Below are 24224 nucleotides of genomic sequence, written 5' to 3'. Positions count from 1 at the left end.
GTGCTGGAGATGAGGTCGCCAAATGCGTTGTAATTGTAGGAACTCACACCCAAGTCGGGATCACTTTCCGCGCGCAGTTTCCCAAACGCGTCGTAACTCCAAAACGCCTGGTTCTTGCCACTGACATCTTTTGTAGGAACTCCTGCACTTGCATTCGGACAGGACATCAAGTTAGAATCGTTTAAGTCCGACTTCTTGGTACGGTTTCCCGCAATGTCGTAACAAAACCCGATCTTGGCCGCGCTTCCGTCACTTGCAAAGTCTTCGACGTAGAGGATTTCACCGCTTGCGTTTTTAACAATTCGTTTGCTCGTACCGGAGCTGTGTGTCTCCGTCGTTTCAAACGCGGAGTTGTAGGCGGTCGTGATGATCGTAGGAGTCGTTTCCCCTTCATACGCCGTCGGAAGAATTGTTTTTTTCACCCGACCGATCGGATCATACTCGAACGAAGTCGGATTTCTTTCTTCCAAGTGTAAAACAAACCGGTCGATTTCACCCGACGACGCCCAGTTGGATTGACCTTTGCGAACGAGTTTGCCAGTCCCGTCGTAGACAAGTCTACCCGTGATCGCATATCCACCGTTAGACGCAGATTTGACCGTGTAGATGTTACGACCCATTCCGTCCGCGTAGGTCCGACTTGCAAAAGTCAGGATCAGCCGTTCCCGATGGGAGAATGGTTTTCGCGCTCAAAGGAAAAGAAGCGTCGTACGAGTAAGTCGCAGTCGTACGAGAACCGTCGTCTGTGTCCGCGCTTGCACGGAGAGTCTTCCGTATTCATCATATTCAAAAATGCTTTTGTTCCCGTTTGCGTCGGTGGTTGTGGTCGGAGAACCGAACGCACTTCCGTAATGGATCTGATACGTCGTCGGGATTTGGATGGAACCACCGAATTTTGTCTCTTGCGTCACAAACTGATTCAGTTCGTTGTCGTATTTGTAGGAACTCCCACGCGCAGGGCTGGAACTCGAATCTTTTTCGGTCGTTTGATTTCCGTGAGAATCATATTCAAATTCGGTTGTGTGAGAACCCACAGGACCGAGACCGCTCCCCGTGTAGGAACTCACACGTTTTGCAAGATTCCCACGACTGTCGTAACTGAAAAGCGACGTAATCTCGTGGGAACTCCCACTGTTCGCAACAGAACGAGTCGTACGTCTTTGGTTGGTCGTATCATCGGTATCAAAATCCGTAATGTTCGTCGTGGACGTAACCCCGTGTACCGTGTCGGAAAAGTGATCGGTTGTCGTGTCGGTCTTGCGACTGATCTTGGTCCCGCTGATTGTAATGTCGGAACTTTCTGTTGTCGTTCTCGATCCACTCAAAAACTTTTCAATTTTAGTCGTAACGGGAAGATAACTCGTAATACCCGGTGCCATCGCAATCTGTTTTACGTCCGTTGTCGTTTGTACGACACCGTAATCGTTGTTGTCGTTCCCGACGATACGGGTTTCAAACTCCGCCCCGGAAAGAGCCCGGTTCATTAGGAAGTCTGCATATGGAGTCGTATGGAATTTGTGGATCGTTCTTTCCCCATACGCTTCGTGTACGACAAACTCGGAAAACCCGAAGTAATCGGTTTCTTTTTTTCCGTTGATGAATGAAGAGAATGCAAACCCGTTCTTGTATTCGAAATCTTTCGTGATTCTGTTCAAAAAGCCGTCTTCGATGGTAACTTTTGTGCAGACACGGTAACTTGTGGGAAGGTCCGGGATATCGTCGTCCCCCGTATTGTCAAACTTGGTGGAATTGGAATATTCAAAAAAGTAAATACCACCGATTCCGTTTTTGACCTTCTCGATGATGTCGGGAACGCTCCCCGTGCTCAGTGCAAAATACCAGTTGGGTTCTTTCAGATGAAAAATACCGATGTCCGTCAAACCGTCCCCGTTGTAGTCCCCTTGGATCCACTGAAACACGTAGACTTGAGCGACGAGGTCGGGACGGTCCAAGGACTTTGCGAGCACGTTACCCGGAAGAGCCACGATCTTACCGGTTGCGAGGTCATACAACTTGTCTTCCCCACCCGAGGTAACGATCGGATTGCCGGAATTGTCAAACCGGTCGCTGAAAAGAATCGTCCCCGCGTTGAATATCGTTTTTGTAATATTCGCAGAATTGATTTTGATTTTGTAAAACGAAGTCCCGTTGTCTAAGGTTTTCCCGAACACGATCTCACCCGTGTTTGTAAGAGCATACACGATCCCCGCGGGGCTGGCTGCGTTGTAATCGCTTGTCGTGATCGGAAGGGAAAACTCTCCTGTGAGTTTTTTAAATTGGATGGCGTTAGAACTAATCGAACCCAAATACCATTTGGAAACCGTGGCCCTTCTGTCCACGAGTAAGAGTTGCGCTTGCGTGGAAGTAAACTTCCCCGAAAACAAACTGAATTCTTTTCTACGTTGTCTGTTCTCGCTCGTGCCCGCTTGAAAGAGATCGTTCAAGTCGGTCGCGGTCAAATCTCCCGCAGGTGTGAGGATCTTGGTTCCACTCAAGCCCGAAAGGACAAACCTTGCGTTCCCCGAAGTCGTTTGATCGTCCAGAATCAGAGCCGACTGAGAAGAATTGTTCTCGAAATGATCGAGCACATACCCGCTGTTCGACGGATCGAACTTGGAAACGTCGGTATCGGTGAAGGTGGCTACATTCGAAATGTCGAATGTAGTTCCGGTTGTGTTTTTAATTGCAAAAAGTTGATTTGTATTTCCCTGTTTTTTGTGAAACAACACTTCGTCTTTTGTGTTGTTCGTATATCGGTCCGGTTTTCCTCCCAAGAGGGTCGTAACTCCGGTTGTTTCCGGGTTGAAATTCGTGTTTACTCTTTCCGTAAACGCATTTCCCCGTTGGATGTCCCATGCGTTCGCTTTTCTGTCAAAGATCAAAAGTTCGGGAGAAGCGGAACAATCGTCGTTTGTAAAACATCCCGTGTATACCAGTTCTCCTTTTGTGTAATTTAGATTTCCGTCATATTTGTAATTCAGTAAAATCGTCTTTGTGTTGTTTGCCGCCACAAAGCTCGCCTTTCCCGATTCTATTTTCACCTCGTCCTTGGGTAGTGGGGTTTGCATGATTCTGTCCGCGTCGGGTCCGTAGCTCATGTCGCTATATACTTTGTATCTAAATCCGTTTTGTGTGGTTTCTCCGATCCAAAACTTCTGATCGCTTGCTGAGTAAAATCCGATATCGGTTCTTCCGTCTCCGTTAAAGTCCCCTTGGAGCCAACGGGTTACGGGTTTGAACTGAGGTGTTCTCGACCAGATCTTGAAGTTGATCGTCGTGTCTCCGGTTTCGCCCAGCGTCCATTCTCCATTCGAACGATCGAATATTAGAAAGTCGGAAAGTCCGTCTCCGTTAAAGTCTCCTGAAAACCGGTCGTGTCCGAACAACGCCTGTTCGGGTGCGGTAAACACCTTGTACAACTTCCACTGCATTTGGAAGTAAACGGGATCATTCTTGTTTTCATTCCGATGATTTTCTCCCACGAACCACTTGCCGCTCCTTGCATCGTAGAGTGAGATGTCCGTTCTTCCGTCTCCGTTGTAGTCGCCCACGAGGAAGTTTACCTTGTCGTGATCCTTTCCGGGTTTTGTAGAATCGTTCGTGCTGACGCTGTCTAAGTTTGAATTTGGAATATAATCGTTTCTGAATATATTTTGAAACTTCTTTGCAAATCTTAAAAATTCAAAACTACCGCCTTTGTTGAGCATCAAAGTCCACTGTCCTGTGGGTTCGTCAAAGAGCACGCTGTCGCTCAGTCCGTTTCCGTCGTAGTCTCCCGGAAACCATTCCATTCGAAAGATGTCCGGAACTCCGACCATGAGACGTCCATACGACTTAAACTGAAAAACTCTTCCGTCGTGTTCGGCCACTACAAAGTCTCTGGTTTCCGGCAAGTAAAACGCGATATCCGATCTTCCGTCTCCGTTAAAATCTCCGCTTACATTTCCCTTAAAGAATTTTATCTTCTCTCCGTTTGTGTATCCTTGATATCGGTTTGCGTATATTCTAAAGTTGTAACCTCCTTCTTTTCTGCCTTCCGCCGCCTTCCAGTTTCCGGACTTCGCATTAAAAAAGAGTAAATCGCTGATCCCGTCTCCATTAAAATCTCCTTCAAAGTATTGTGTGGAGTGGGGATCGTCCTCAAGTTCGCTTGCGGTTTGGTTGACAACGGTTTGCCAGGTGAGTAGTCGGCTCGATGTTTGGTATTCAAATTCGGGGGCTGTCGTATGACGTGTCGATCCGATTTTTGTAAGTCGGGGTCTTCCCGAGTCTTCGGAGATTTCGTATTCGGGAGTGTATTCAAAGAGTTTTCCACCGCTATCCCATCCCACTTCGATCCGTTCCAGGAGTTTGTCCATCTTCATCAAAAAGCCGGGGGCGTTTGAGACGTAACCGTCTTCTCGTTGTTTGGTGAAAAACCTTACGTATTGTTTTGCGGGGAGTCCGCTCTTTGAGTTTCCCGTATATCGGATTTCTTTCAAATACAGATTTCGTTTATTAAAATATTCGCTTGTGTCGTATGTGACTTGGAGGTAGTTTCCGTTTTTGTCTTCTGTTTTTGTGAGATACCAGCTGTATGTCCGGTTTGGAATCTGTGGGTTAAAGATTCTACCGGCTGTGGTTTCTCCGTAGATCGTTTTGGTTCCGGTAAAATCGAGCACTTCCCAAACTCCACCGCTTTCTATTTGAGAAAGTTTTAATATTACAAGTTCTTCATTCGTAATTTCGGGTCTGTAGATTCCGTTTTCGTTCGTGTTTGTTCCCGCTACTTTGACGAGTTTTTGTCCGTTCCAGGTAAACGTATCTCTTGTGTCATACCACAGGGCTCCGTATTCGGGGGTTCTTGTGATACTCCCAAGTCCTAGGCTCCATCCCACTCCTACAAATCCGTCTCCTCCCGTTGAGGAATACGTTAGACTCAGCTTGGGTTCGATTCCCGCTCTTCCGGGTGGTGTGTGGATCGGATATGTGAGATTTACGTTTCCGTAATGTCCCGGTTCGGGGGCTGCAATGAACGCGGCTCCTGCAAGCGGGTCCGCCTTTGTTGCCGGATCGTCGATCGCAGCACTGTAGTTAGTCGAGATCGAAAAAAGGTCGCTTCCTTCGGGCGCCGGTGCGCTTCCGGGGCTTGTGTTCCCCGCTCCCGTGCCGCTTCCCACTCCGCTTCCGGATGACGGAAAACTTGTTCCTGGGACCAGTCCCGCGAGCGCCATCCACCAATTGTTCTTGTTTCCGTGTTTGCCGGGGAGCATTCCGCACGAGGTTGTGGCAATCAATACGCTTGAGAGTATTATGTTATTTAAATAGTGGATAGCGGTTAGGAAATAGGGGTTAGGGCGGGTTCTCGCTTTTGCGAGGACCGGGCTCTCGGCTTCAGTCAAGTTATTGTGTTTTGTTTTTAGCATATTCGTTTTCATTTTGTTTTTCGCGTTCGTTTTCATTTTTACTTCAATCAACTTCAGTATATTTCGTTATTCAAATATGTTCTAGGCGTTAGGCGTTAGGGATTAGGGTTTAGTTACATTTTTGTAATAGAGAGATCAGGCTCTGACAAAGCATGATTTCCATCTTCTGTAAATTACCTAACCCCTAGCCCCTAAAACCTAGCCCCTATTCTAGGGTTTAGTTACATTTTTGTAATAGAGAGATCAGACTCTGACAAAGCATGATTTTTCTATTGCTGTAAAATCCCTAACCACTAACTCCTAAAACCTAGCCCCTATTCTAGGGTTTAGTTACATTTTTGTAATAGAGAGATCAGACTTTACCAAAGCATGATTTTTCTATTACTGTAAATTACCTAACCCCTAACCTCTAAAACCTAGCCCCTATTCTAGGGTTTAGTTACATTTTTGTAATAGAGAGATCAGACTTTACCAAAAGCAGAATCTTCCTATTGCTGTAAAATCCCTAACCTCTAGCCCCTAAAACCTAGCCCCTATTCTAGGGTTTAGTTACATTTTTGTAATAGAGAGATCAGACTTTACCAAAGCATGATCTCCATCTTCTGTAAAATCCCTAACCCCTAAAACCTAACACCTATTATAGGCGTTAGGGATTAGTTACGTTTTTGTAATAGAGAGATCAGACTTTACCAAAGCATGATCTCCATCTTCTGTAAAATCCCTAACCCCTAACCTCTAAAACCTAGCCCCTCGCTAGTACTTGATCTTGGCTCGGATCGTAAAGTCCCTGTCGATCAAAGGCGCCACAAAGAAATTGTTCAGACCGTACTGAAGAGCGCCTGGGTTCGCCAGATCAATTTTAGCAGCTCGGATTCTCTGTTGTGTTTTGTCCTGAGAGAGCCACGCTACAAGACCGAGTCCACTGTCGTTCACGACTGCACGCGGAGTGTATTGAACCCCTTCGTTGGTGGTGCTGATTTGAAATTCCTTAGGACCGACTAACGTGAAAGTGTCGAGGTTAGTGACTCTCCCCCAATTGGTTCTTCTCGTTCCGTTGACCTGATCCCAGGTAGTCAAAATTTTATTACCCGACAATACGGAGTTGCTGAAGTTTCTGGAATCAACGGTTGTTTGAGCCAGAGACAACGCATTCGGATATAACAATTGTCCTGCCTGAAGGTCTAAAACCTTTAAAAACAAATCCTTACCGTTCTTTCTATATGTAAAAAGTCCCCGATCTCCAAAAGAGTTAAGTTTTAGAGAATCCACGCCTCCGGATTCCACTTCAATATTAGCAGTTCCTAATAGATTGGAATTCGAAGTGTCGATCCCTCTTCCTAAAATCATTCCGTCGTTTCTTCTCCAGAGTACCATTCCCCTTCCGGTAGCGGCTCCCACTTGTAACGTATCCACGGGTCTTGTCGATTCGCTAATAAGGGTTTTGTCTGTTCCGATTTTTGTGCCCGTAGTCATATCATATACGGAACTGAAAACTGTGTGATCTTCGGAGGACTGTCTTGCTAACACCCAACCAAAAACGATTTGATTGTTATCATTAGCTGCGGCTTGAAAATACGGTATGTCGTAGTAATAAGGCATGGAAGACCCATCGAAGTATTTGGTATATACAAAATTTACAATGTTCACATTCCCACCTTGAAAGGCTCCATTGTCTAAACGGATCCAACGCGCTATTCCTTGGTAATTAAATACGAATGTCCCACTGCACCAAAAACCGGTGCAACCGCTATCCGGAGTATATGAACTTGAAGGCTGAGTCCAAAATATCGCAGCGCGATTATTGCCGATCGCAATGTCCCATGTATATGAAAATCCGGAAAACCCTTGAGAAGCTAAGTTATTACCTACAAACGCTTCGCTTACGATCGTTGATAAATTGCTTAAGTCTCTCACGGATACATAGATATTGTCCCCGTTGTTCCACGCAATCACCGCCTTTCCGTTCTTTGCTTTGACGATATAATTTCCGGTCGAAGCGGTTGTGTTGATGTTAAAAGGATTTGTCAAAGCTGCGCCCGTGCTGATTTGATTGTATCTTCCGATCAGAGTCGTACCCTGTCTCCAAACTGTCAAGGCTACATCCCCGTGATTGGCAACAGCGGCATATGCCAAGTCCGGTGCATTTACATCCGCGCTGACCGTAAAATCCATGTTCATACTTTCCAGACGATACGACTTACCCGTAGCCGCGGTCAAACGGACCAAGCCGCTATACAAGAAATTGCTAAAGTCTCCTCCGTCCGCCCAGGAGTTCCAAAGCGCCACACCTTCGTTGTAAATCCCCATCCAGTTGAGAGCGTTTAACTCGGGTGTAAATCCCAAACAAGAACCGGGATGAAACGGACTCGTTGTACAACTCACGTTTCCGTTTAACAGAAACGGTTTGTATTGAATCTGATCAAAAGCGGTCGGGTTGAAAGAAGCGTTCACAAAAGTGTTCCAATCCGTCACAAACCCCGTATCCACCGAAAGTCTTACGTCCGGTGAGGTTAAGGTTCCCGGTACATATACGGTAGTCGTCTTTTGTGCGTCGATTTGGATCAGTCGATCCAACTGTACGTCAAAGGTTCCGTCCTGCGCCGTTGGCAATACCTGTATTACCTTGTAGTTTGTGGTATCTCCCTGGATAAAAAAGTTATCACCCACGTTGACCGATCCGTACGAGTTCGCCACTTTGACAAGGCTTGTGCCTTTTACGATCGGTACCCCCGCTTCTCCTTTCAGTTTACGTACCTGCGAGTAGTGCAAAGGCCAGATGGTTTTGCGATACGCCGTATTTAAGGAAGGTCTAATATACAATTTTACTAAACTGATTGCCGGGTCCACGGTCGTGCTGAGTGTCGGCAATTGTACGCAGAGAGTATATGTCTGGTTGATAAAGTCCAGGGTCGTTCCGCAGTTTTTCAGTTTGTAAGGATCGCTCGAACTCAAGTCCTTGATTACGTGGAACCAATCGGTGCGATTTCCCCCGAATCCCATGCTGATTTCAAAGTCCGCCGCCTGGTTGATATTGTATCGATCGGTGGAGGTCTGTGGATTGTAACTGAAATTCGTAAAGTACTGATAAGGACCCGTGTCGGTCGCAGTACCGAAGTTAGGCGCCAGATATTTCGTCTTATCCAATTTGATTTTCAATTCGATCTTTTCTCCGAAACCGACTTCTCCTAAGTAAAGAGAATTTGTATCCGGATAATAAGGATGATTTCCCAGCGTCTTCAGATCCCATTTGGTATTGAGAGGATAACCGTTCCCTGTTTCCAACGGATTGGTACCGAACTTTTGTTCGACCTTTGCAAAATCCTTAAAAGAGATATAGACCAGGTCGTAGTTGTCACCCGCCCAGATGATGGAATCCACACCTTTCAAAATCGGAGCCGCCACGGCGCCCCGCCAAGGATCGAATTTGCGAACGCTGCCTGAGTCGGTCCAGTATTCGGTGGGAGAATAAAATTTACCTCTGGAATAAATGGCCCAAACACCCGAGTTGTTTTTTTCGGATTCCGTCCATTGGCTATACGGTTTTTGAACACAGGCGGTTCTGGTAACACCGTCCGTTCCCGTGCTCGTTTCGTCGGTGCAGGGAAGATTCGTGCTGATCCCGCCGAAAGATTGAATTCCTTTCAGATAGATCCTGGCTTCGCCGAGCGTTGGAGCCGACTCGGATAAATCGATTACATAATCCTTAAACGTAATATTGTTCCCGGAACAGGAAATTCTTTCCAAGGCTTTTTTCAAACTGATCCCCGGAGAAAAAACGTCCGCAGTCGTGGTATTACAAGGATTGGAAACGTTCGGGGTATCAAAGGCGGTAACACGAAACATTTCTCGGATGCTCGGACCGAAGACTTTCACCAAAGCGGTTCTGCCTTTCGCGTTCTCTTCAACGATCTTCAAATTGTTACCGGTATAACTCAACAGACTGGATTTGTAATTGGAATCCGCAACGTGAGTCATGGTATAGTCCACGATCATGATCTTCGGAGTATAACCCGCGGCGATCGCCTTTTCCACTTCCGCAGTATTCAAATTCGTTAATTCGACAACGTAAGGACCGAATTCCGAACCGCCGTACACTTCCACTTCGAACAAACTGTAGTCGTCGTTTCTCAAACGAAAGGAGGACATAGGAACGAGTTCCCCGCCCGGAGTTTCGAACATCAAAGAACAAAGGACGTTTGAAATTTTAACCGGCATGTTCACGGATAAATTTTTGATATAAAGAGCGGCCCTGACCACACCCGCGTTCGCTTCCACCGTGGACGTAGAGTTGATCTTGTCCGATTTATCCGAACGATACTTTCTGGCCTTGTTTGTGGAAGAATCCGATTTTAAGTTCCAAGCGTCCCGGTCCAAATTGTTTTTAAAAGGACGATCCGCCCATTTCGTGGTAGTTTCGGAAGTGGCGTGTTTCGCATTCCAACTGTCTTTGGTGCTGTTACCGTAATTCATACCGACGGAAACCAAACCCATTACGCTTGTGCTACCCCCGACGGACATGGATCGTTCGTGTGACGTACCTACTTCGACGTCGCTGCTGAAAGAGTCCTGAAACTGAACCGTTCTTTCGTTCAATTCGTTCTGATGGATTTTTTCCGAACCTTCGTTTTTAGACGCTTCAAAATCGTCCGAGTTGATCTCGCTTACGATCTGATCGCTTTGATTATTCGAATTCTTTAATATTTGAATCTTTAATGTAACGGGAGGAGCGATCGTGGTTTCGATCTGCGGATAATCCGCCACCCAAACGTTGCTTAACGTTTCATTCTGGTTTAAGATCCCGTCCCCGTCAAAGTCGTTTACGATCGTAGTGCCGGTCGGATCGATCGTACCCATAAGAGCGTTAGCGCCCACGGTTCTGCCGGGAGGAAGATTAAAAAGGCCGTTCACGGGAGTAACGGGAGAAGACGTAGATCCGCCGCCGGAACTACCGGGTCTAACGGGAACACCTTCGTTGTTCACTTGCACGTTCACGGGTTCGGCGGCCAACCAAATCGCGCCCGCGAGATCCACGTTGTCCATCGAGTTCCGATCCTTATCCAGCAAGCTGCAAGTCAGAACCAATGGAATTAATAAAAATGAAATTAAACGGAAACGGATAAACGAAATCCAACGAATTTTCAACATTTTTCACCTCATAGTTTTACGCTTTTGAACTCAAACGTTCTCAACCGACATACAACCCGTTAGTCGATCGACTTATGTACGTTATGCCTTTCGAATCGAATGGAAAAGACGAGAAACGTTCAAATAACAAAAGGATCAATTCGACTATGAAAAAAATAAGGTCTGTTGTGGCGATATAAAACCGAAAAAAAAATTTATTTGAAACCGATTCCATACAACGTTCGGTAAAAATCGGATACGCAAACCGATCGGTTTGAAAACACAAATCGGCGTATTTGCATATAAAAAACGGATCTCAAACGACCTATTCTATCTCAAAAGAGCCGTTTTGAGTAAAAAAACGATTTTTGTGATAATATTTTGGTTGCCCCATCAAATTAATTGTCAGGTTGGTGGAGGGGCTCGGCGATTCCCTTGTGGGTTCCCACTTTGTTTCCATTTCTCCGATATCGTTGAGTTTAAAATATTTTCAATTTGACATATAAGGGTTCTTTAAAAAACGATCCAGAACCATAAAGGAGAATTCACTTTTTAAATGACAACTTACTCACTTAAGTTAGGAAAAATATTTGTAATATCTTGTTTCGTTGTTTTCGGTTTGACGAATTGTGCAACGGGGAACCTTACGATAACCGGAAGAAGTTATCCGCCGCTTGCGGAAACGGAACCGATCGACGTGATTATGAGAGCCGTACCCGACTATCGAGTGGAGCAGATCGGAATCATAGAAGTTCGTTGCGGACAATTAAAACATTGTATCGAATACGTTAAAGAAAAGGCAAGAGAACAAGGAGCCGACGTAATCATATTAGCCGATTCCGGAACCGTTACTTCCGTAAATTATATGTCCGGAACCCATGCGGGTAATACTTCTACACCGGGTCAACTTACGACTACCAGCGGCCAAGTTCAAACCTGGGAAATTGCTAAAAAAATTCTAACACCTTATAAAGAAACGAAAGAAAATAAGAATAAAGACAAGAAGAAAGTTTCCGAAGAAAATTAACGTACTAGTACTAGGCGTTAGGGATTAGTCGTTAGGCGTTAGGAGCATTTTCAGTACGAAAAAAACTAGACTCTGACAAAGCATGATTTTTCTATTACTGTAAAATCCCTAACCTCTAACCCCTAAAACCTAGCCCCTATTCTAGGGTTTAGTTGCATTTTCAGTACGAAAAAAACTAGACTCTGACAAAGCATGATTTTTCTATTACTGTAAATTACCTAACCCCTATTCTAGGAGTTAGGGGTTAGTCGTTAGGCGTTAGGAGCATTTTCAGTACGAAAAAAATCAGACTTTACCAAAAGCAGAATCTCCCTCTTCTGTAAATTACCTAGCCCCTGTTCTAGTCGTTAGGGTTTAGTTACATTTTCCTAATAGAGAGATTAGCCTTAAACAAAAGCAGAATCTCCTTATTACTGTAAATTACCTAACCTCTAACCCCTAAAACCTAGCCCCTATTCTAGGGTTTAGTTACATTTTTGTAATAGAGAGATCAGACTTTACCAAAAGCAGAATCTCCTTATTACTGTAAATTACCTAGCCCCTATTCTAGGAGTTAGGGGTTAGTCGTTAGGGTTTAGTTACATTTTCCTAATAGAGTGATTAGCCTTTACCAAAAGCAGAATCTCCTTATTACTGTAAATTACCTAACCTCTAACCCCTAAAACCTAAAACCTAACCTCTATTACGTCTGCTGCTCGCCGCCTTGAGAGTTTTGGATTTTGATTTTTTCTCAAAGCCGCTTTGTTTATCATCAAAGTGAAAATAGAATTCAAAAGATTTCCCGAGAATTTTGTAAATTCTCCAAAATTCAATCACGTCGAGACGTCTTTCGCCGGATTCGATTTTGGAAATATACGACTGAGGCTCGCCCAAACGTTCCGCAACCTCAAGCTGAGTCAGCTCGGCGTCTTTTCTGGCAGCGATTAAATTTTTACAAAAAATCTTCGCTTCGCGTGAATGCAGGGACTTGAACAAAACGAAGAAATTCTACATCCTGGAATGGAATATGCCAAAATAGGATATTTTCACGACAAACATACGGGGGAATGCTGGATTTATAAGCTTGGATTTTACTTGAAACTTTGAAAACTATCGATTTGTGAAGTTATAAACTTAAAATTTTATAGAATGAATCTCGAATTATTAAAACGAGACGCTAATTGTAATTCGGTGCGCGCGTGTTTTAAAACTGAATCTTGTTTTATCAAAAAGTCCTCATAAACGTACGGATTTATCAACGCAAATACTTCCCGACGTAAGCAACATTCCCATTCATCCCACGTAACGCGTCCCGTTGCATTGAGTTTTCTTCAACGCGGTTGCTCTGCGCTTTCGTTTCAGTCGCGAAAGATTTAACTCACTCGCTCTGATGTCTCGATTTCGTTGGGAATTCAAAACAAAGTCGCCGTCTTTAAAAAAAATCACTCTTTCCGAAGATTCAAGTTTTTGTTCACCGCATAGAATACAATTCGAATTTTGAGAAATACATGTACGTATACCTTGGGACCGAAAAAAAAATGTGAATCGGAGGACTTGAGAGAAAACGGAGCACAAAACACGCGTTAGTTGACACAGAGGCGAACTTACAAATCAAACTTCTCGGAGAGATTGACACATAAAAAACAAAACCATAACTCGAATGAGTAAGAGGTTCCGAGTGAAAATTCTAAATTAAAAATCATATCTCGGACGAACTTTTCAAATTAAGGAACGTTGCCGGGAAATTTCAATCTACGAAACAACACAAAATACAAACCCGCATAACCCGCCAAACAAAACACGGGAAGAAAAATCCAAATTCCCCCGGATCTTTTCGTGGTATCCGAGTGCATACTTCTTTCGTTCGAAACGTCCGCGATCCCGAACCGTTTGGAATTCAGATAGAACCGGGATAAAAAGATCGTATGGAGTTCCCCCGAAAAAACGAGAACGGCAAGAAGGCCCGGGTTCCAGAGAAAAGAAATCCGTTTCACTACTTCCAACCTAGAAACGAGAAGTCTCAAAGCAATCAGAAATCGAAACGATTTTGATTGCCGATCCGGCTAAAGTAAAGAACCTAACCCTATGTTCCAGGGCGTTTATACGGCGATCATCACTCTACTTCCTTACAAAATTGTGTGCCGTAAATTTTTATTGCAAAACACCGTTTCAATGCGAAAAGTTAGGTACTTTATTATGAGCCTGTCCCAAAACTTAAAACAATCGCAGAGATTCGCGGCCATTCCGATAAAATCGGACGGTTGGCGGACAAACTTTATATGGATCTAAGAGCCGGTCTCAAAACTTTGATAGAACTTGAGATAAGCTGGAATTGAGAAACAATCTACCAGTTTTGAGACCGGCTCTAAGTAAGAGTTGCCTATTGGAGAAAGATACTGTCGTTTGCTTTTGAATCATGTTTGTCTTATTTTTTTTATGAAGTGATGATGCGAAATCATTGATTTGATATTAATTGACCTTCACTCAAAGCTCCTCTAAATTTATTAGAGGAGGTGAAATAATATGAGAAAAATATTTTGTTATTAATTTGGAGTTATATTAGAATATTATAAAAGGAAATAAAATGAATAAAGATTGGACGCAGGATAATGAAAAAATTATCGAACATTTCAGAGAGCTTTTATTGGATACATCATCCAGTTTGGATTTATTTCAGAGAATTTTTTCTAAAGTCGAAGGTATCGAATATGTGGATGAAAATATTAAAGTAAAGCTTGTTAATGATGTTTCCATTGAACTTACCGAGCCTGCGGATAAAAAAGAAATAGAACAATGGCCTGAATCAGTTAAAAGAATATTCTCTGAACATGCAGCTATGGGTATCTGGAAAGGAGAAAATTTATTCGGCGGACAAATTGCTTTTGATAATAGAATTAACGTCAAAAATCTCGAGGGAACCGAATGGAAGGATGAAGATTATGATTTATATAGTATACAATCACCTATAAGCGGCGGCGATGGAAGTTTTGTGTTTCATCCCGCTCTTAAAGATACGAGTGGAGAACTTCTTTGTCAAGTTATTGATGGTAAAATTAATGGACCTTTTGCAATTGGGCCAGGTTCAATATTTTTATGGATGATAGCGGGTTATATGGAAATAGATCGAGACATATCATTACCATTCATATCAAAAGATAAATTAATAAGCATTACTCCAAAATCGACAAAGTCAGGAGTAATAAAATTAATTATGGAAAAATCCGGTTTATCAAAAGAACGAATAGATGATTTAATTAAAAAACTCGAAAATCTTTATGATTTGGAGAAGAGTTTTAAAAAAGCTAATGATAAAAATCAATTTATAAAATTAGAATTAAAGTATATAGATGATATTGAAGCTTATAAGAATGCTTTACCCGGAAGCCGACAATTGGATTTTACTATGATTCATGGCTATAATATAAGTTGTTATAAAGACGAATTAGATAAATTATTAAAAAGATATAAACAACGCACATAACTGCGGTTTCCCGCTTCGCGATTTCGCAAAAACGCGGTCGTTAAGTTAAGCGAACGTTTCTGCGAATTTAAGGAAGACGTCAATTTTACGATTAAAAAAGTTCAAAAAATAATCCAATATGAACTAAATTCAAACAACCAATCTATCGGAATAAAAATTCAAAATCGGAGTGTACCTAAATTCCCGCAGAAATCGGTAATGGATGGAAAATTTTGTAAACTAGAGCCTTTAGATTCTGAGATACATTCAAAAGAATTATACGAAGCTAATTCTTTGGATAAAAATACTTCGAAGCCAGTCACTCGAAAAAACTAAAGCGTCTCGTTTCTATTGGCGCTCGACGGGTTTTGGTTTAGGCGTTTTCAATCTACGAAACAACACAAAATACAAACCCGCATAACCCGCCAAACAAAACGCCAACACGGCGCTTCCCGTAATTCCGACGTTGCGATGAACTGCAAAAAAAATCATCGCGGGAAGATTGGCGGCCGTAAACAGAAACGAGACCAAACCCTTGTTCTCCGTACGAACCGCGACCAATTGATAGAGATGTCTACGGTGCGCTTGGAAAATATTTTCTCCGTCTTTAAGTCGCAAAAAAATCGTAATCACACCGTCCACAAAAAACACCGGAAGCAAAAAGAAAGCCGAAGTGATTTCAAACGAAACCCTCTCATCCGAAAAAAACAAAGGAAGAACCGCGATCGTATAACCGAGTGGAAGCGAACCCGCGTCGCCTAAGAAGAGTTTGGCCTTGGGCAAATTGAATCCTAAAAAACCGAACACACCCGCGCCGATCCAAACGTAAACGGAAGGAAGCTGAGAATGAAACAAAAAAGGAAACGCCAAAATCGAAAGAAGAAAATGAGAGGAAAGATACGTATCGAGTCCGTCCATAAAATTGCAGACGTTGACGACAAACAAGACGTAGACGATCCAAAGCGCCGTGGAAAAACCGGGTATCGCTCCCGGTTCAAAACCTAAAAACGTAAAACGAATCGGAAACAACTGAAAGAAAACGATCAGGAAAAAAATTTCCAAAACGAGACGGATCCCCGCGCCGAGGGAAAGAAGGTCATCGGCGAGTCCGATCGAAAAAAAGAAAAACAAACCCGCAAAAAAAAGAAAAATCTTCCGATCCGGAATTTCAAAACCTCCGAACCAAACTACAGCCAAACAAAACACGGGAAGAAAAATCCAAATTCCCCCGGATTTTTTCGTGGTACCCGAGTGCATACTTCTTTCGTTCGAAACGTCCGCGATCCCGAACCGTTTGGAATGCAGATAGAACCGGGATAAAAAGATCGTAACCGAAAAAACGAGAACGGCAAGAAGGCCCGGGTTCCAGAAAAAAGAAATCTGTTTCACTACCTCCAACCTAGAAACGAGAAGTCTCAAAGCAATCAGAAATCGAAACGATTTTGATTGCCAAATCCGACTAAAGTAAAGAACCTAACCCTATGTTCCAGGGCGTTTATACGGCGATCATCACTCCATTCAAAAACGATAAAATCGATTACGACAACTATTTCAAACTTCTGGAAAAACAAATCAAGGCGAACGTAAACGGAGTTGTTCCTTGTGGAACAACGGGAGAATCGCCGACCCTTTCTCATACCGAACACGCGGAACTGATCCGAGAAACCGTCAAGGCCGTACAAGGTAAAATTCAAGTTGTGGCCGGAACGGGTTCCAACTCCACAAAAGAAGCGATCGAACTCACCGAGGCCGCCTGCAAGGACGGAGTGGACGGCGTACTTTCCGTCAATCCTTACTACAATAAGCCGACACAAGAAGGGCTCTTTCTGCATTTTAAGTCGATCGCGGAACATTCTTCCGTGCCCGTAATGCTCTACAATATTCCCGGAAGAACTTCCGTAAATCTACTTCCGGAAACCGTTCTTAGGCTGAGCGAGGTCAAACAAATTCGTTCGATGAAAGAAGCCACGGGAGATCTGGGACAAATGGGAAAACTCATTTCCCTGGTGGGAAATAAAATGACCGTACTTTCCGGAGACGATAATCTCACGCTTCCCTTGCTTGCGATCGGAGGAGTGGGGGTCGTTTCCGTAATTTCCAATTTATTTCCAAAGGCGATCGTACAACTCGTAAAATCGTTTCACGACGGTAATCTCACCGAGGCCAGAAAGATACATTACGATTTTATTGAAGTGTTCGCACTCGCGTTTATGGAAACCAACCCGATACCGATCAAGGCCGCGATGCACCGGTTCGGTCACTGCGGACCGGAAATCCGACTTCCTTTGACGCAACTTTCCGAAAATACAACGAGCGCAAAATTCAAAAAGGTTCTCGAAACTCTGAAAGAAAAAGGATACGAGTAAGATGTCGGATTCCAAATATCAGATCGCTCTCATCGGAGGTTCCGGGAGAATGGGACGCGCCATCATTTCCGTACTTTCCACTTCCTCCAAGTCCGCGTTATGCGCCTCCGTGGTCAGCGGAAGTTCCGTGTTTTTGGGAATGGACTCGGGATTACACTCCGGGTTCAAACAGAACGGGGTCGACTTTTCTTCGGACATAAACGCCGCCGTCAAAAGCGCGGATTGTGTCATCGATTTCAGCACACATCAAAATTTGGATTCCACACTCAAGGCCTGTCTCCAACATCGAAAACCGGTGGTGATCGGAACCACCGGACTCACAGAACTTCAAAAAGACGCACTCAAAGTAGCCTCCAAGGAAATCGCGATCGTGTATTCTCCGAACATGTCCATCGGAGTGAACCTTCTTTTTAAGTTAACCGAAATCGCGGCCAAGGTGATGGGAGAAATATCGGACATAGAAATCCAAGACGTTCATCACCGTCATAAAAAAGACGCACCGTCCGGAACCGCCGAAATGCTGAAGAACATCCTACTCGAAACGTTAGGCAGAACCTCAAAGAACGTGATCCACGGAAGACACGGGATCCTCAAAGAAAGAGATCCCAAGGAAATCGGAATTCATACCCTACGCGCGGGAGAAGTGATCGGGGATCATACCGTATATTTTTTCACACCCGAAGAAAGGATAGAAATCACACACAAGGCCCAGGATCGAAAAACCTTCGCGGTCGGTAGTGTACACGCGGCGGAATTTTTAGTCGGACGTAAACCCGGACTTTACGATATGTTTTCGGTATTGGGATTGTAGATCGGGAGTTTGCGGTTTGTTTTTCTTTAAGAACATATCCCTTTTTCCACTCGGTAAAAATCCGCTCGTCATCGCAATCGACCTGCTCATAGTCAGCTTTCTCATCTATCAATTTTATACCACCATCCGAAGAACGCGCGGGATCCAACTTTTGCTCGGGGTCGCGGTCATTTGGTTTTTGGGAATTTTTGCGAGCACTTTCGAACTGGAACTTCTGGATTGGATCATAGAAAACATCCGTCCCGCGCTCGTGTTTGCAATCATCGTATTGCTCCAGCCCGAACTCAGAAAAATTACCGCCGATCTTTCCAAGATGAAAATCTTTCAGCCTTTCTTACTCAAACAAATGACGGATTTGGAGGAGATTATCGAAGCCGTTAAGATCATGGCTAAGAACAAAACCGGTTCCCTCATCGCGATCGTACGCGAAAACAGTCTGAAAGAAATCATCGATCAGTCCGTACAACTCGACGCGATCATCTCCAAGAGTTTGTTACTGACCGTTTTTAAAAAGAATTCCGCGCTGCACGACGGGGCCGTGATCATAGAACAAAACCGAATCGCCTGCGCGGGCGCGTTTTTACCCATGACTCAGAATCTGGACGACGCAAGAATGGGAGCCAGGCACAGGGCCGCCATCGGAATTTCGGAGGAATCGGATTCCATCGTGATCGTCACGTCGGAAGAAACCGGGGAAATTTCCGTATGTTACGACGGAGAGATCATTCATCCGGTCAAACCGATCGAGCTTAAAAATCTAGTGAATACGATTTTGCAGAAAAAAGACATCGGCTTCGAAAAAAACAATTCTTCCGAAGACAAAACGGGGTAACGGACGATGTTGAAAACGATCTTCAGCAATTGGCAGGCCAAACTCGGATCCTTGATTCTCGCCGTCGTGTTCTATATCAATTTACAAAATTCTAAAATACTCGTAAAAGAAATCCAGGTCCCGATCGAATACCCGAAGTTAGGCGGTTCGCTTGTCGTTTCCAAAACCTCGGATAAAACCGTTCCCGTAAAGGTGGAAGGGGTTCGGGAATACGTGAACTATTATTCCCAGTTTTTAAAGGCGCATATCAATTCATCCGAACTCAAACCCGGAGAAAATTCCGTTTCCCTGTATCGAATTTCGGGAGCGCCCGCCGGACTTCGGATCACGAGGTTGAAGGACAAGATCAAGGTCAACGTGGAATCCAATTCGGGTAAAATTCTACCCGTCGAAGTCAAGTTTACCGGGGATCTTCCGCCTAACTACGTAAAGACGAACCATTTCGTTTCACCGAGTGTGATACACGTCAGCGGTCCTCCCGGAGTATTGGAAGGTTTGGGAAAAATTTCGATTCCCCCGATTGCTCTCAAGGACAAAACCGAATCCTTTACGGTAAAACACAAACTTCCGGATTTTCCCTCTTCGGTCAAAGTGCGGGAAAACGTAAGAGAGGTTACGGTTCGCGTGAATATCTTTGCAAGCGCGTCTAACGCAGGGGAAACGCTTTTACTCGGAATTCCGATCAAATGTCAAACCCTGGATAAAAATCTGGAAGCCGAATTTTCCGAACCGGAAGTTTCGGTAAAACTTCAATCCAAAACTCCTCTGAAAAGTATCCAGGTCATCAAGGGACTTTCCGCGAGTGTGGTTTGTTTGCATAAGTACGATCCCAAAACCAAAAAAGTTCTTCCGGATAACAAACCGGTATTTGCCAAGATCAAACTGAACAAATCCCCCTCTCTCAAGGCCGTGGACGTGCTCGGGGTTTTTCCGGATCGGATCTCCATCCTTTTTAAAGTAAAACCGGATAAGGACAAAACCGGCGGGGGAGAAGGGCCGGATGCCACAGAAGAGGAAAATACGATCGAACCCGATTCCAATCCCGAGCTTTTGGAAGAAGAATGAAAATTTCAGTCGGCAACGATATCGTTGAAAACTCTCGAATTAGAAATCTCTTGGAAAAACACGGAGATCGTTTTTTAAAACGGGTTTTTTCCGAGTCCGAACGCGAATACTGTTCCAACCGAAAAGATCCCATTCCTCATTTGAGCGGAAGGTTCTGCGTTAAGGAAGCCTTTATCAAAGCCATCGAACCCGGAGACAAGGTTGTCTTGGATATGCGGGAAATCGAACTTTTCGGAAAGGAATTCGGAAAAAAAGAATTGGTACTGCATGGAAAATCCAAAGAATTGTTTCTTACCAAAGGATACAGCGGTTGTTCGGTTTCGATCAGCCACGCTGAGAATTATTCCACCGCCGTCGTGGTGCTTTATAAGGAGTAAACGATGATTTCCGATACGATGAAACAGACGATTCAATTTTACAACGAAGGTCTGAACTTTTACAAAACCAGAAAGTTTACGGAAGCCTTGGAAAAATTCAAAAAGGCCGCCGAGTTGACTCCGGACGACGGTCCTTCCAAAAAATACATCGGCCGTTGTCAGGCATTTATCCAAAATCCTCCTCCCGCAGATTGGGACGGGGTTTTTGAAATGAAAACGAAATAAGAGAATCCATGTCCAAAAAAACCGCAACCAGAACCGCACGTCCCATTACGGAGTACGGAGCCATTTCCACCGTTCTCGGAAGAGAAACTTCCTTTTCCGGAATTCTCAACTTTCAAAAGCCCCTCGAAATTTCGGGTGAGTTCCAAGGAGAAATCGAATCGGAAGGATTTCTTCTCGTAAGCGAAGGCGCAAAGGTCCGCGCCAACATCAAGGCCGGAACCGTGATCGTGGGCGGTGAAATTACGGGAAACGTAATCGCCACTCAAAAGTTGGAAATGTTGTCCACCGGCAAGGTAAACGGAAATATCAAAACTTCTAAATTACAAATTGCGGATGGAGTGATCTTTGACGGGAACTGTGAGATGATCCAGCCCAATAAAGATTGACCCACGCTTTCTTCCGTAAAAAGTGGTACCTGCTAACCCGAAAAAGCCTACGGACAGGGCTGAGATAGGCAAAATCGCCCTCATTCTGCTCCTTGGTTTTTTCGCCGGAGCCGTGACGGGAGTCATTCTCGATCGCCTAACGGGCGTTTCATTTTTTTCTTCCTACCTGCTTCGGGAAGCAATCAAGTTCGAACTCTACGTAATCAAGGTCGAGATACAATTTACCCCTGCTAGTCTTATGGGACTCGTAGCGACGTTGTATTTCGTACTAAAAAAGGGGTAAACCAATGTCAGTGATCTCAATGAAAAACCTTCTGGAAACCGGAGTACACTTCGGTCACCAGACCCGTAAATGGAATCCGAAAATGGCGCCGTATGTTTTTACGGCCAGAAACGGAATTCATATCATCGACCTACAAAAGACGGTTCAAAAAGCCAAAGAAGCGTATGACGCTCTGAAAAAACTGACTTCCGAAGGGAAGAAGGTTCTTTTTGTAGGAACCAAAAAACAAGCGAGAGGCGCGATCGAAAGAGAAGCCATCCGCTCCAATATGTTCTTTATCAATAACCGCTGGCCGGGCGGGCTTCTTACCAACTGGAACACGGTTAAAAGAAGTATCGCTCGTCTCAAAAAACTCGAAGGTATGGAAGCGGACAATAGCTTTGAGAAAGAAGTAAAAACGAAAAAAGAAATTCTCACCCTAAGAAGGGAGTTGGAAAAACTCCGCAAAACTTTGGGCGGGATCAAGGACATGGCGACCATTCCCGAAATCATGTTCGTCATCGATCCTAAAAAAGAGGAAATTGCGGTTAAGGAAGCGAGAAAACTCGGCCTTAAAATTTTCGCGGTTGTGGATACAAACTGCGATCCCGAACTGATCGACTATCCGATTCCGGGTAACGACGACGCGATCCGCGCGATCTCTCTTTTTCTGGAAACCATGTCCAACGCGGTGATCGAAGGAACCGGCGGGGTTGTGGAACAACCTAGATTCAGCGAAGACTTGGATTCGGAAGCCCTGGCCCTGGAATACCAAGGTGAATATGATGAAAGCGGAAAGTTCATCATGGACGAAGACGCCGACGCTAAAAAAGCCAAGGCCGCCGCTGATGAAGCTGCCGCAGCTGCAGGAACGGCTCCGGCTACCGCTACGGAAACTCCTACAACAACAGAGCCTCCAACTACTACGGAACCTGCGGCGACTACGATCGAAGTGGATAAAAAAGACTAAGGGATTTTTGGCAATGGCAGTTACTACAGACTTAATCAGAGAACTCAGAGAGAGAACCAGCGCAGGAATGATGGATTGCAAAAAGGCTCTCGAAGAAAACAACGCGGATATCGAAAAAGCGATCACCTGGCTTCGTGAAAAAGGAATCGCTAAAGCCGCTAAAAAAGCGGGAAGAGAAACCAAAGAAGGCAGAGTGGTTTCGTACATCCACGGTAACGGTAAAATCGGGGTTCTGGTCGAACTGAACTCCGAAACCGACTTCGTTTCCAAAAACGAAGACTTCGAAGCCCTTGGAAAAGAAATCTGCATGCAGATCGCCGCGATGAATCCTTTGTATCTGAACGAGGAATCCATTCCCGCGGAAGATCTGGAAAAGGAAAAAGGAATCATGAAATCGCAGCTGGAAGCCGAAGGCAAGAAGGCGGAGCAGATCGACAAGATCCTTCCCGGTAAGATCAAAAAATACGTTTCCGAAGCCTGTCTCGTAAATCAGTCATTCTTTAAAGACGATTCCAAAACGATCGACGACTTAGTCAAGGAAGCGATCGCAAAATTCGGCGAGAACATCACCATCGCCCGTTTTGTCCGCTTTCAGGTGGGTGGACTCTAAATTTTGGGAGCGAAGTATAAGAGAATTCTAATTAAACTTTCCGGAGAAGCTCTCGCCGGAGAGGGAGAATTCGGGATCGACACCCATAAGGCCCATTCTCTCGCGGAAGAAATCAAAGAAGTCCACGACCTCGGTGTGGAAATCGCTCTCGTAGTCGGGGGCGGTAACATCATCCGAGGAACCAATCTCGCCAAGGTGGGAATCGACCGCGCTACCGCGGACTACATGGGAATGCTCGCTACGATTCAGAACGCACTCGCGCTCCAAGACGCCTGCGAAAAAAAAGGACTCTACACGAGAGTTCAATCCGCAATCGAAATCAATTCCATCGCGGAAAGTTACATTCGTCGCCGTGCCGTTAGACACCTCGAAAAAAGAAGAATCGTAATTTTTGCGGGTGGAACCGGAAATCCGTATTTTACAACCGATACGACCGCGAGCCTTAGAGCCGTGGAAGTGGGCTGCGACGTGATTCTCAAAGCCACGAAGGTGGACGGGGTTTATACCGCGGACCCTAAAAAAGACAACGGCGCACAACGTTATTCTCAAATTTCCTTTATGGAATCGATCAATCGCCGTTTGAAGGTGATGGATTCCACCGCTCTCAGTTTGTGTATGGAAAACAACATGCCGATCATCGTGTTCGACATTTTCAAACGAGGGAATCTGAAAGATCTTATCACCGGAAACAACATCGGAACCCTGATCTCTAATTCGGAGGACATTCAAATCGATGGCAAGTGAAGAAATCATTGCGGGTATGAAAACCAAGATGGATAAAACCATCGACCTTGTTAAAAAAGATTTCGGAACCGTTCGCACCGGTCGCGCCAATCCTTCCCTTGTGGAAGACATTCGCGTGGACTACTACGGCACACAAACTCCGATCAATCAGCTCGGAAATATCTCCGTTCCCGAACCTAGAATTCTCGTGATCTCCCCTTACGATAAGGGAATCATGAAGGATATCGAAAAGGCGATCCAAACTTCCGGTTTGGGTCTTCAACCTTCGAACGACGGAGTTGTAATTCGTATTATCATTCCTGAATTGACCGGAGAAAGACGGAAAGAACTTGCTAAAGTTGTAAAGTCCAAGTCCGAAGAAAAAAAGGTCGCCATCCGAAACATCCGAAGGGACGCGATGGAAGATCTGAAAAAACACACGGAAGGAATGTCCCAGGACGAGATCAAAACCGTTCAGGACCAGATTCAAAAAATCACCGATTCGTACGTGGAAAAAATTTCCGCTCTTACAACAGAGAAGGAAAAGGAAATCACTACGATCTAACGTGGGCTTGTTCGAGTCCAATCTCCCCAAACATATC

At 44.6% G+C, this 24224-nt stretch carries 17 protein-coding genes and 2 pseudogenes; 14 read left to right on the top strand and 5 right to left on the bottom strand.

The window, feature by feature from the left end; genetic code table 11:
* Together LEP1GSC060_RS15685 and LEP1GSC060_RS15680 are read right to left on the bottom strand one after the other, a co-directional pair.
* Window positions 1-5252, bottom strand: a pseudogene (locus tag LEP1GSC060_RS15685) (SpvB/TcaC N-terminal domain-containing protein); the annotation flags it as partial.
* A 906-nt stretch (window positions 5253-6158) separates the two neighbouring features.
* The gene (locus LEP1GSC060_RS15680; RefSeq protein ID WP_003007536.1) at window positions 6159-10550 is read right to left on the bottom strand and encodes an LIC12048 family lipoprotein; all 4392 of its coding nucleotides are present in this window, start codon (window positions 10548-10550) and stop codon (window positions 6159-6161) included.
* 535 nt (window positions 10551-11085) lie between these two features.
* Between LEP1GSC060_RS15680 and LEP1GSC060_RS15675 the strand changes: the two genes are divergently transcribed.
* Window positions 11086-11556, top strand: coding sequence for an LA_1841 family salt-regulated protein (locus LEP1GSC060_RS15675; RefSeq protein ID WP_036096776.1), 471 nt, complete (start codon window positions 11086-11088; stop codon window positions 11554-11556).
* 672 nt (window positions 11557-12228) lie between these two features.
* On the opposite strand, the gene LEP1GSC060_RS15670 is transcribed toward LEP1GSC060_RS15675, so the two are convergent.
* Together LEP1GSC060_RS15670 and LEP1GSC060_RS15665 are read right to left on the bottom strand one after the other, a co-directional pair.
* Window positions 12229-12531, bottom strand: a complete 303-nt coding sequence (locus tag LEP1GSC060_RS15670) for a helix-turn-helix transcriptional regulator (protein WP_003007641.1) — start codon at window positions 12529-12531, stop codon at window positions 12229-12231.
* 794 nt (window positions 12532-13325) lie between these two features.
* A pseudogene (locus LEP1GSC060_RS15665) lies at window positions 13326-13529 on the bottom strand (sugar phosphotransferase); the annotation flags it as partial.
* A gap of 590 nt (window positions 13530-14119) precedes the next feature.
* Between LEP1GSC060_RS15665 and LEP1GSC060_RS15660 the strand changes: the two are divergent.
* Window positions 14120-15016 (top strand): hypothetical protein, encoded by an 897-nt coding sequence (locus tag LEP1GSC060_RS15660; protein ID WP_003007551.1) that lies wholly within the window; start codon window positions 14120-14122, stop codon window positions 15014-15016.
* 327 nt (window positions 15017-15343) lie between these two features.
* Here LEP1GSC060_RS15660 and LEP1GSC060_RS15655 read toward each other — a convergent pair whose 3' ends face one another.
* Window positions 15344-16384, bottom strand: a complete 1041-nt coding sequence (locus tag LEP1GSC060_RS15655) for an MraY family glycosyltransferase (RefSeq protein WP_003007644.1) — start codon at window positions 16382-16384, stop codon at window positions 15344-15346.
* A 92-nt stretch (window positions 16385-16476) separates the two neighbouring features.
* Here LEP1GSC060_RS15655 and dapA point away from each other — a divergent pair, with 92 nt between their 5' ends.
* Genes dapA through frr form a run of 12 tightly spaced genes read left to right on the top strand, consistent with a single transcriptional unit; the run spans window position 16477 to window position 24187 of the window.
* Window positions 16477-17361, top strand: a complete 885-nt coding sequence (dapA, locus tag LEP1GSC060_RS15650) for a 4-hydroxy-tetrahydrodipicolinate synthase (protein WP_003007539.1) — start codon at window positions 16477-16479, stop codon at window positions 17359-17361.
* Window position 17362: 1 nt separating this feature from the next.
* Window positions 17363-18172: a 4-hydroxy-tetrahydrodipicolinate reductase gene (gene dapB, locus LEP1GSC060_RS15645; protein ID WP_003007603.1), complete on the top strand. Its 810-nt coding sequence runs from the start codon at window positions 17363-17365 to the stop codon at window positions 18170-18172.
* 16 nt (window positions 18173-18188) lie between these two features.
* Window positions 18189-19004, top strand: a complete 816-nt coding sequence (gene cdaA / locus LEP1GSC060_RS15640) for a diadenylate cyclase CdaA (RefSeq protein WP_003007569.1) — start codon at window positions 18189-18191, stop codon at window positions 19002-19004.
* A gap of 9 nt (window positions 19005-19013) precedes the next feature.
* Complete coding sequence (locus tag LEP1GSC060_RS15635; RefSeq protein ID WP_155119706.1) at window positions 19014-20069, top strand: CdaR family protein; 1056 nt, start codon at window positions 19014-19016, stop codon at window positions 20067-20069.
* Window positions 20066-20446: a holo-ACP synthase gene (gene acpS / locus LEP1GSC060_RS15630; RefSeq protein WP_003007577.1), complete on the top strand. Its 381-nt coding sequence runs from the start codon at window positions 20066-20068 to the stop codon at window positions 20444-20446. Before LEP1GSC060_RS15635 ends, acpS begins: the two co-directional genes overlap by 4 nt.
* Window positions 20447-20449: 3 nt before the next feature.
* Window positions 20450-20671 (top strand): tetratricopeptide repeat protein, encoded by a 222-nt coding sequence (locus tag LEP1GSC060_RS15625; RefSeq protein WP_003007543.1) that lies wholly within the window; start codon window positions 20450-20452, stop codon window positions 20669-20671.
* 8 nt (window positions 20672-20679) lie between these two features.
* Window positions 20680-21057 carry a bactofilin family protein gene (locus LEP1GSC060_RS15620; RefSeq protein WP_003007661.1) on the top strand — a complete coding sequence of 126 codons (378 nt, stop codon included), beginning with the start codon at window positions 20680-20682 and terminating at the stop codon, window positions 21055-21057.
* A 22-nt stretch (window positions 21058-21079) separates the two neighbouring features.
* Window positions 21080-21340: a hypothetical protein gene (locus tag LEP1GSC060_RS15615; protein ID WP_020774594.1), complete on the top strand. Its 261-nt coding sequence runs from the start codon at window positions 21080-21082 to the stop codon at window positions 21338-21340.
* Window positions 21341-21344: 4 nt separating this feature from the next.
* Window positions 21345-22289 (top strand): 30S ribosomal protein S2, encoded by a 945-nt coding sequence (rpsB, locus tag LEP1GSC060_RS15610; RefSeq protein ID WP_036096773.1) that lies wholly within the window; start codon window positions 21345-21347, stop codon window positions 22287-22289.
* A gap of 13 nt (window positions 22290-22302) precedes the next feature.
* On the top strand, window positions 22303-22899 hold the full coding sequence (gene tsf, locus LEP1GSC060_RS15605; protein WP_003007636.1) for a translation elongation factor Ts: 597 nt from the start codon (window positions 22303-22305) through the stop codon (window positions 22897-22899).
* A gap of 3 nt (window positions 22900-22902) precedes the next feature.
* Entirely contained in the window at window positions 22903-23643 is a 741-nt protein-coding gene (gene pyrH, locus LEP1GSC060_RS15600) for a UMP kinase (RefSeq protein WP_003007629.1), read from the top strand.
* Complete coding sequence (frr, locus tag LEP1GSC060_RS15595) at window positions 23633-24187, top strand: ribosome recycling factor (protein ID WP_003007585.1); 555 nt, start codon at window positions 23633-23635, stop codon at window positions 24185-24187. Before pyrH ends, frr begins: the two co-directional genes overlap by 11 nt.
* Window positions 24188-24224: the final 37 nt, after the last annotated feature.

Origin of the sequence: Leptospira weilii serovar Ranarum str. ICFT (assembly GCF_000332415.1) — a bacterium.
Taxonomy (GTDB): Bacteria; Spirochaetota; Leptospiria; order Leptospirales; family Leptospiraceae; genus Leptospira; species Leptospira weilii_A.
Note: the sequence above shows the minus strand (reverse complement) of the source record. Positions and strands in the feature narration are given on the sequence as shown.

Excerpts from the sequence above, each read along its gene's own strand:
- tsf (WP_003007636.1), top strand. The coding sequence starts at position 22,303 with ATGGCAGTTACTACAGACTTAATCAGAGAACTCAGAGAGAGAACCAGC.
- frr (WP_003007585.1), top strand. The coding sequence starts at position 23,633 with ATGGCAAGTGAAGAAATCATTGCGGGTATGAAAACCAAGATGGATAAA.
- LEP1GSC060_RS15660 (WP_003007551.1), top strand. The coding sequence starts at position 14,120 with ATGAATAAAGATTGGACGCAGGATAATGAAAAAATTATCGAACATTTC.
- LEP1GSC060_RS15675 (WP_036096776.1), top strand. The coding sequence starts at position 11,086 with ATGACAACTTACTCACTTAAGTTAGGAAAAATATTTGTAATATCTTGT.
- rpsB (WP_036096773.1), top strand. The coding sequence starts at position 21,345 with ATGTCAGTGATCTCAATGAAAAACCTTCTGGAAACCGGAGTACACTTC.
- LEP1GSC060_RS15625 (WP_003007543.1), top strand. The coding sequence starts at position 20,450 with ATGATTTCCGATACGATGAAACAGACGATTCAATTTTACAACGAAGGT.
- LEP1GSC060_RS15620 (WP_003007661.1), top strand. The coding sequence starts at position 20,680 with ATGTCCAAAAAAACCGCAACCAGAACCGCACGTCCCATTACGGAGTAC.
- LEP1GSC060_RS15680 (WP_003007536.1), bottom strand. The coding sequence starts at position 10,550 with ATGTTGAAAATTCGTTGGATTTCGTTTATCCGTTTCCGTTTAATTTCA.
- dapB (WP_003007603.1), top strand. The coding sequence starts at position 17,363 with ATGTCGGATTCCAAATATCAGATCGCTCTCATCGGAGGTTCCGGGAGA.
- dapA (WP_003007539.1), top strand. The coding sequence starts at position 16,477 with ATGTTCCAGGGCGTTTATACGGCGATCATCACTCCATTCAAAAACGAT.
- acpS (WP_003007577.1), top strand. The coding sequence starts at position 20,066 with ATGAAAATTTCAGTCGGCAACGATATCGTTGAAAACTCTCGAATTAGA.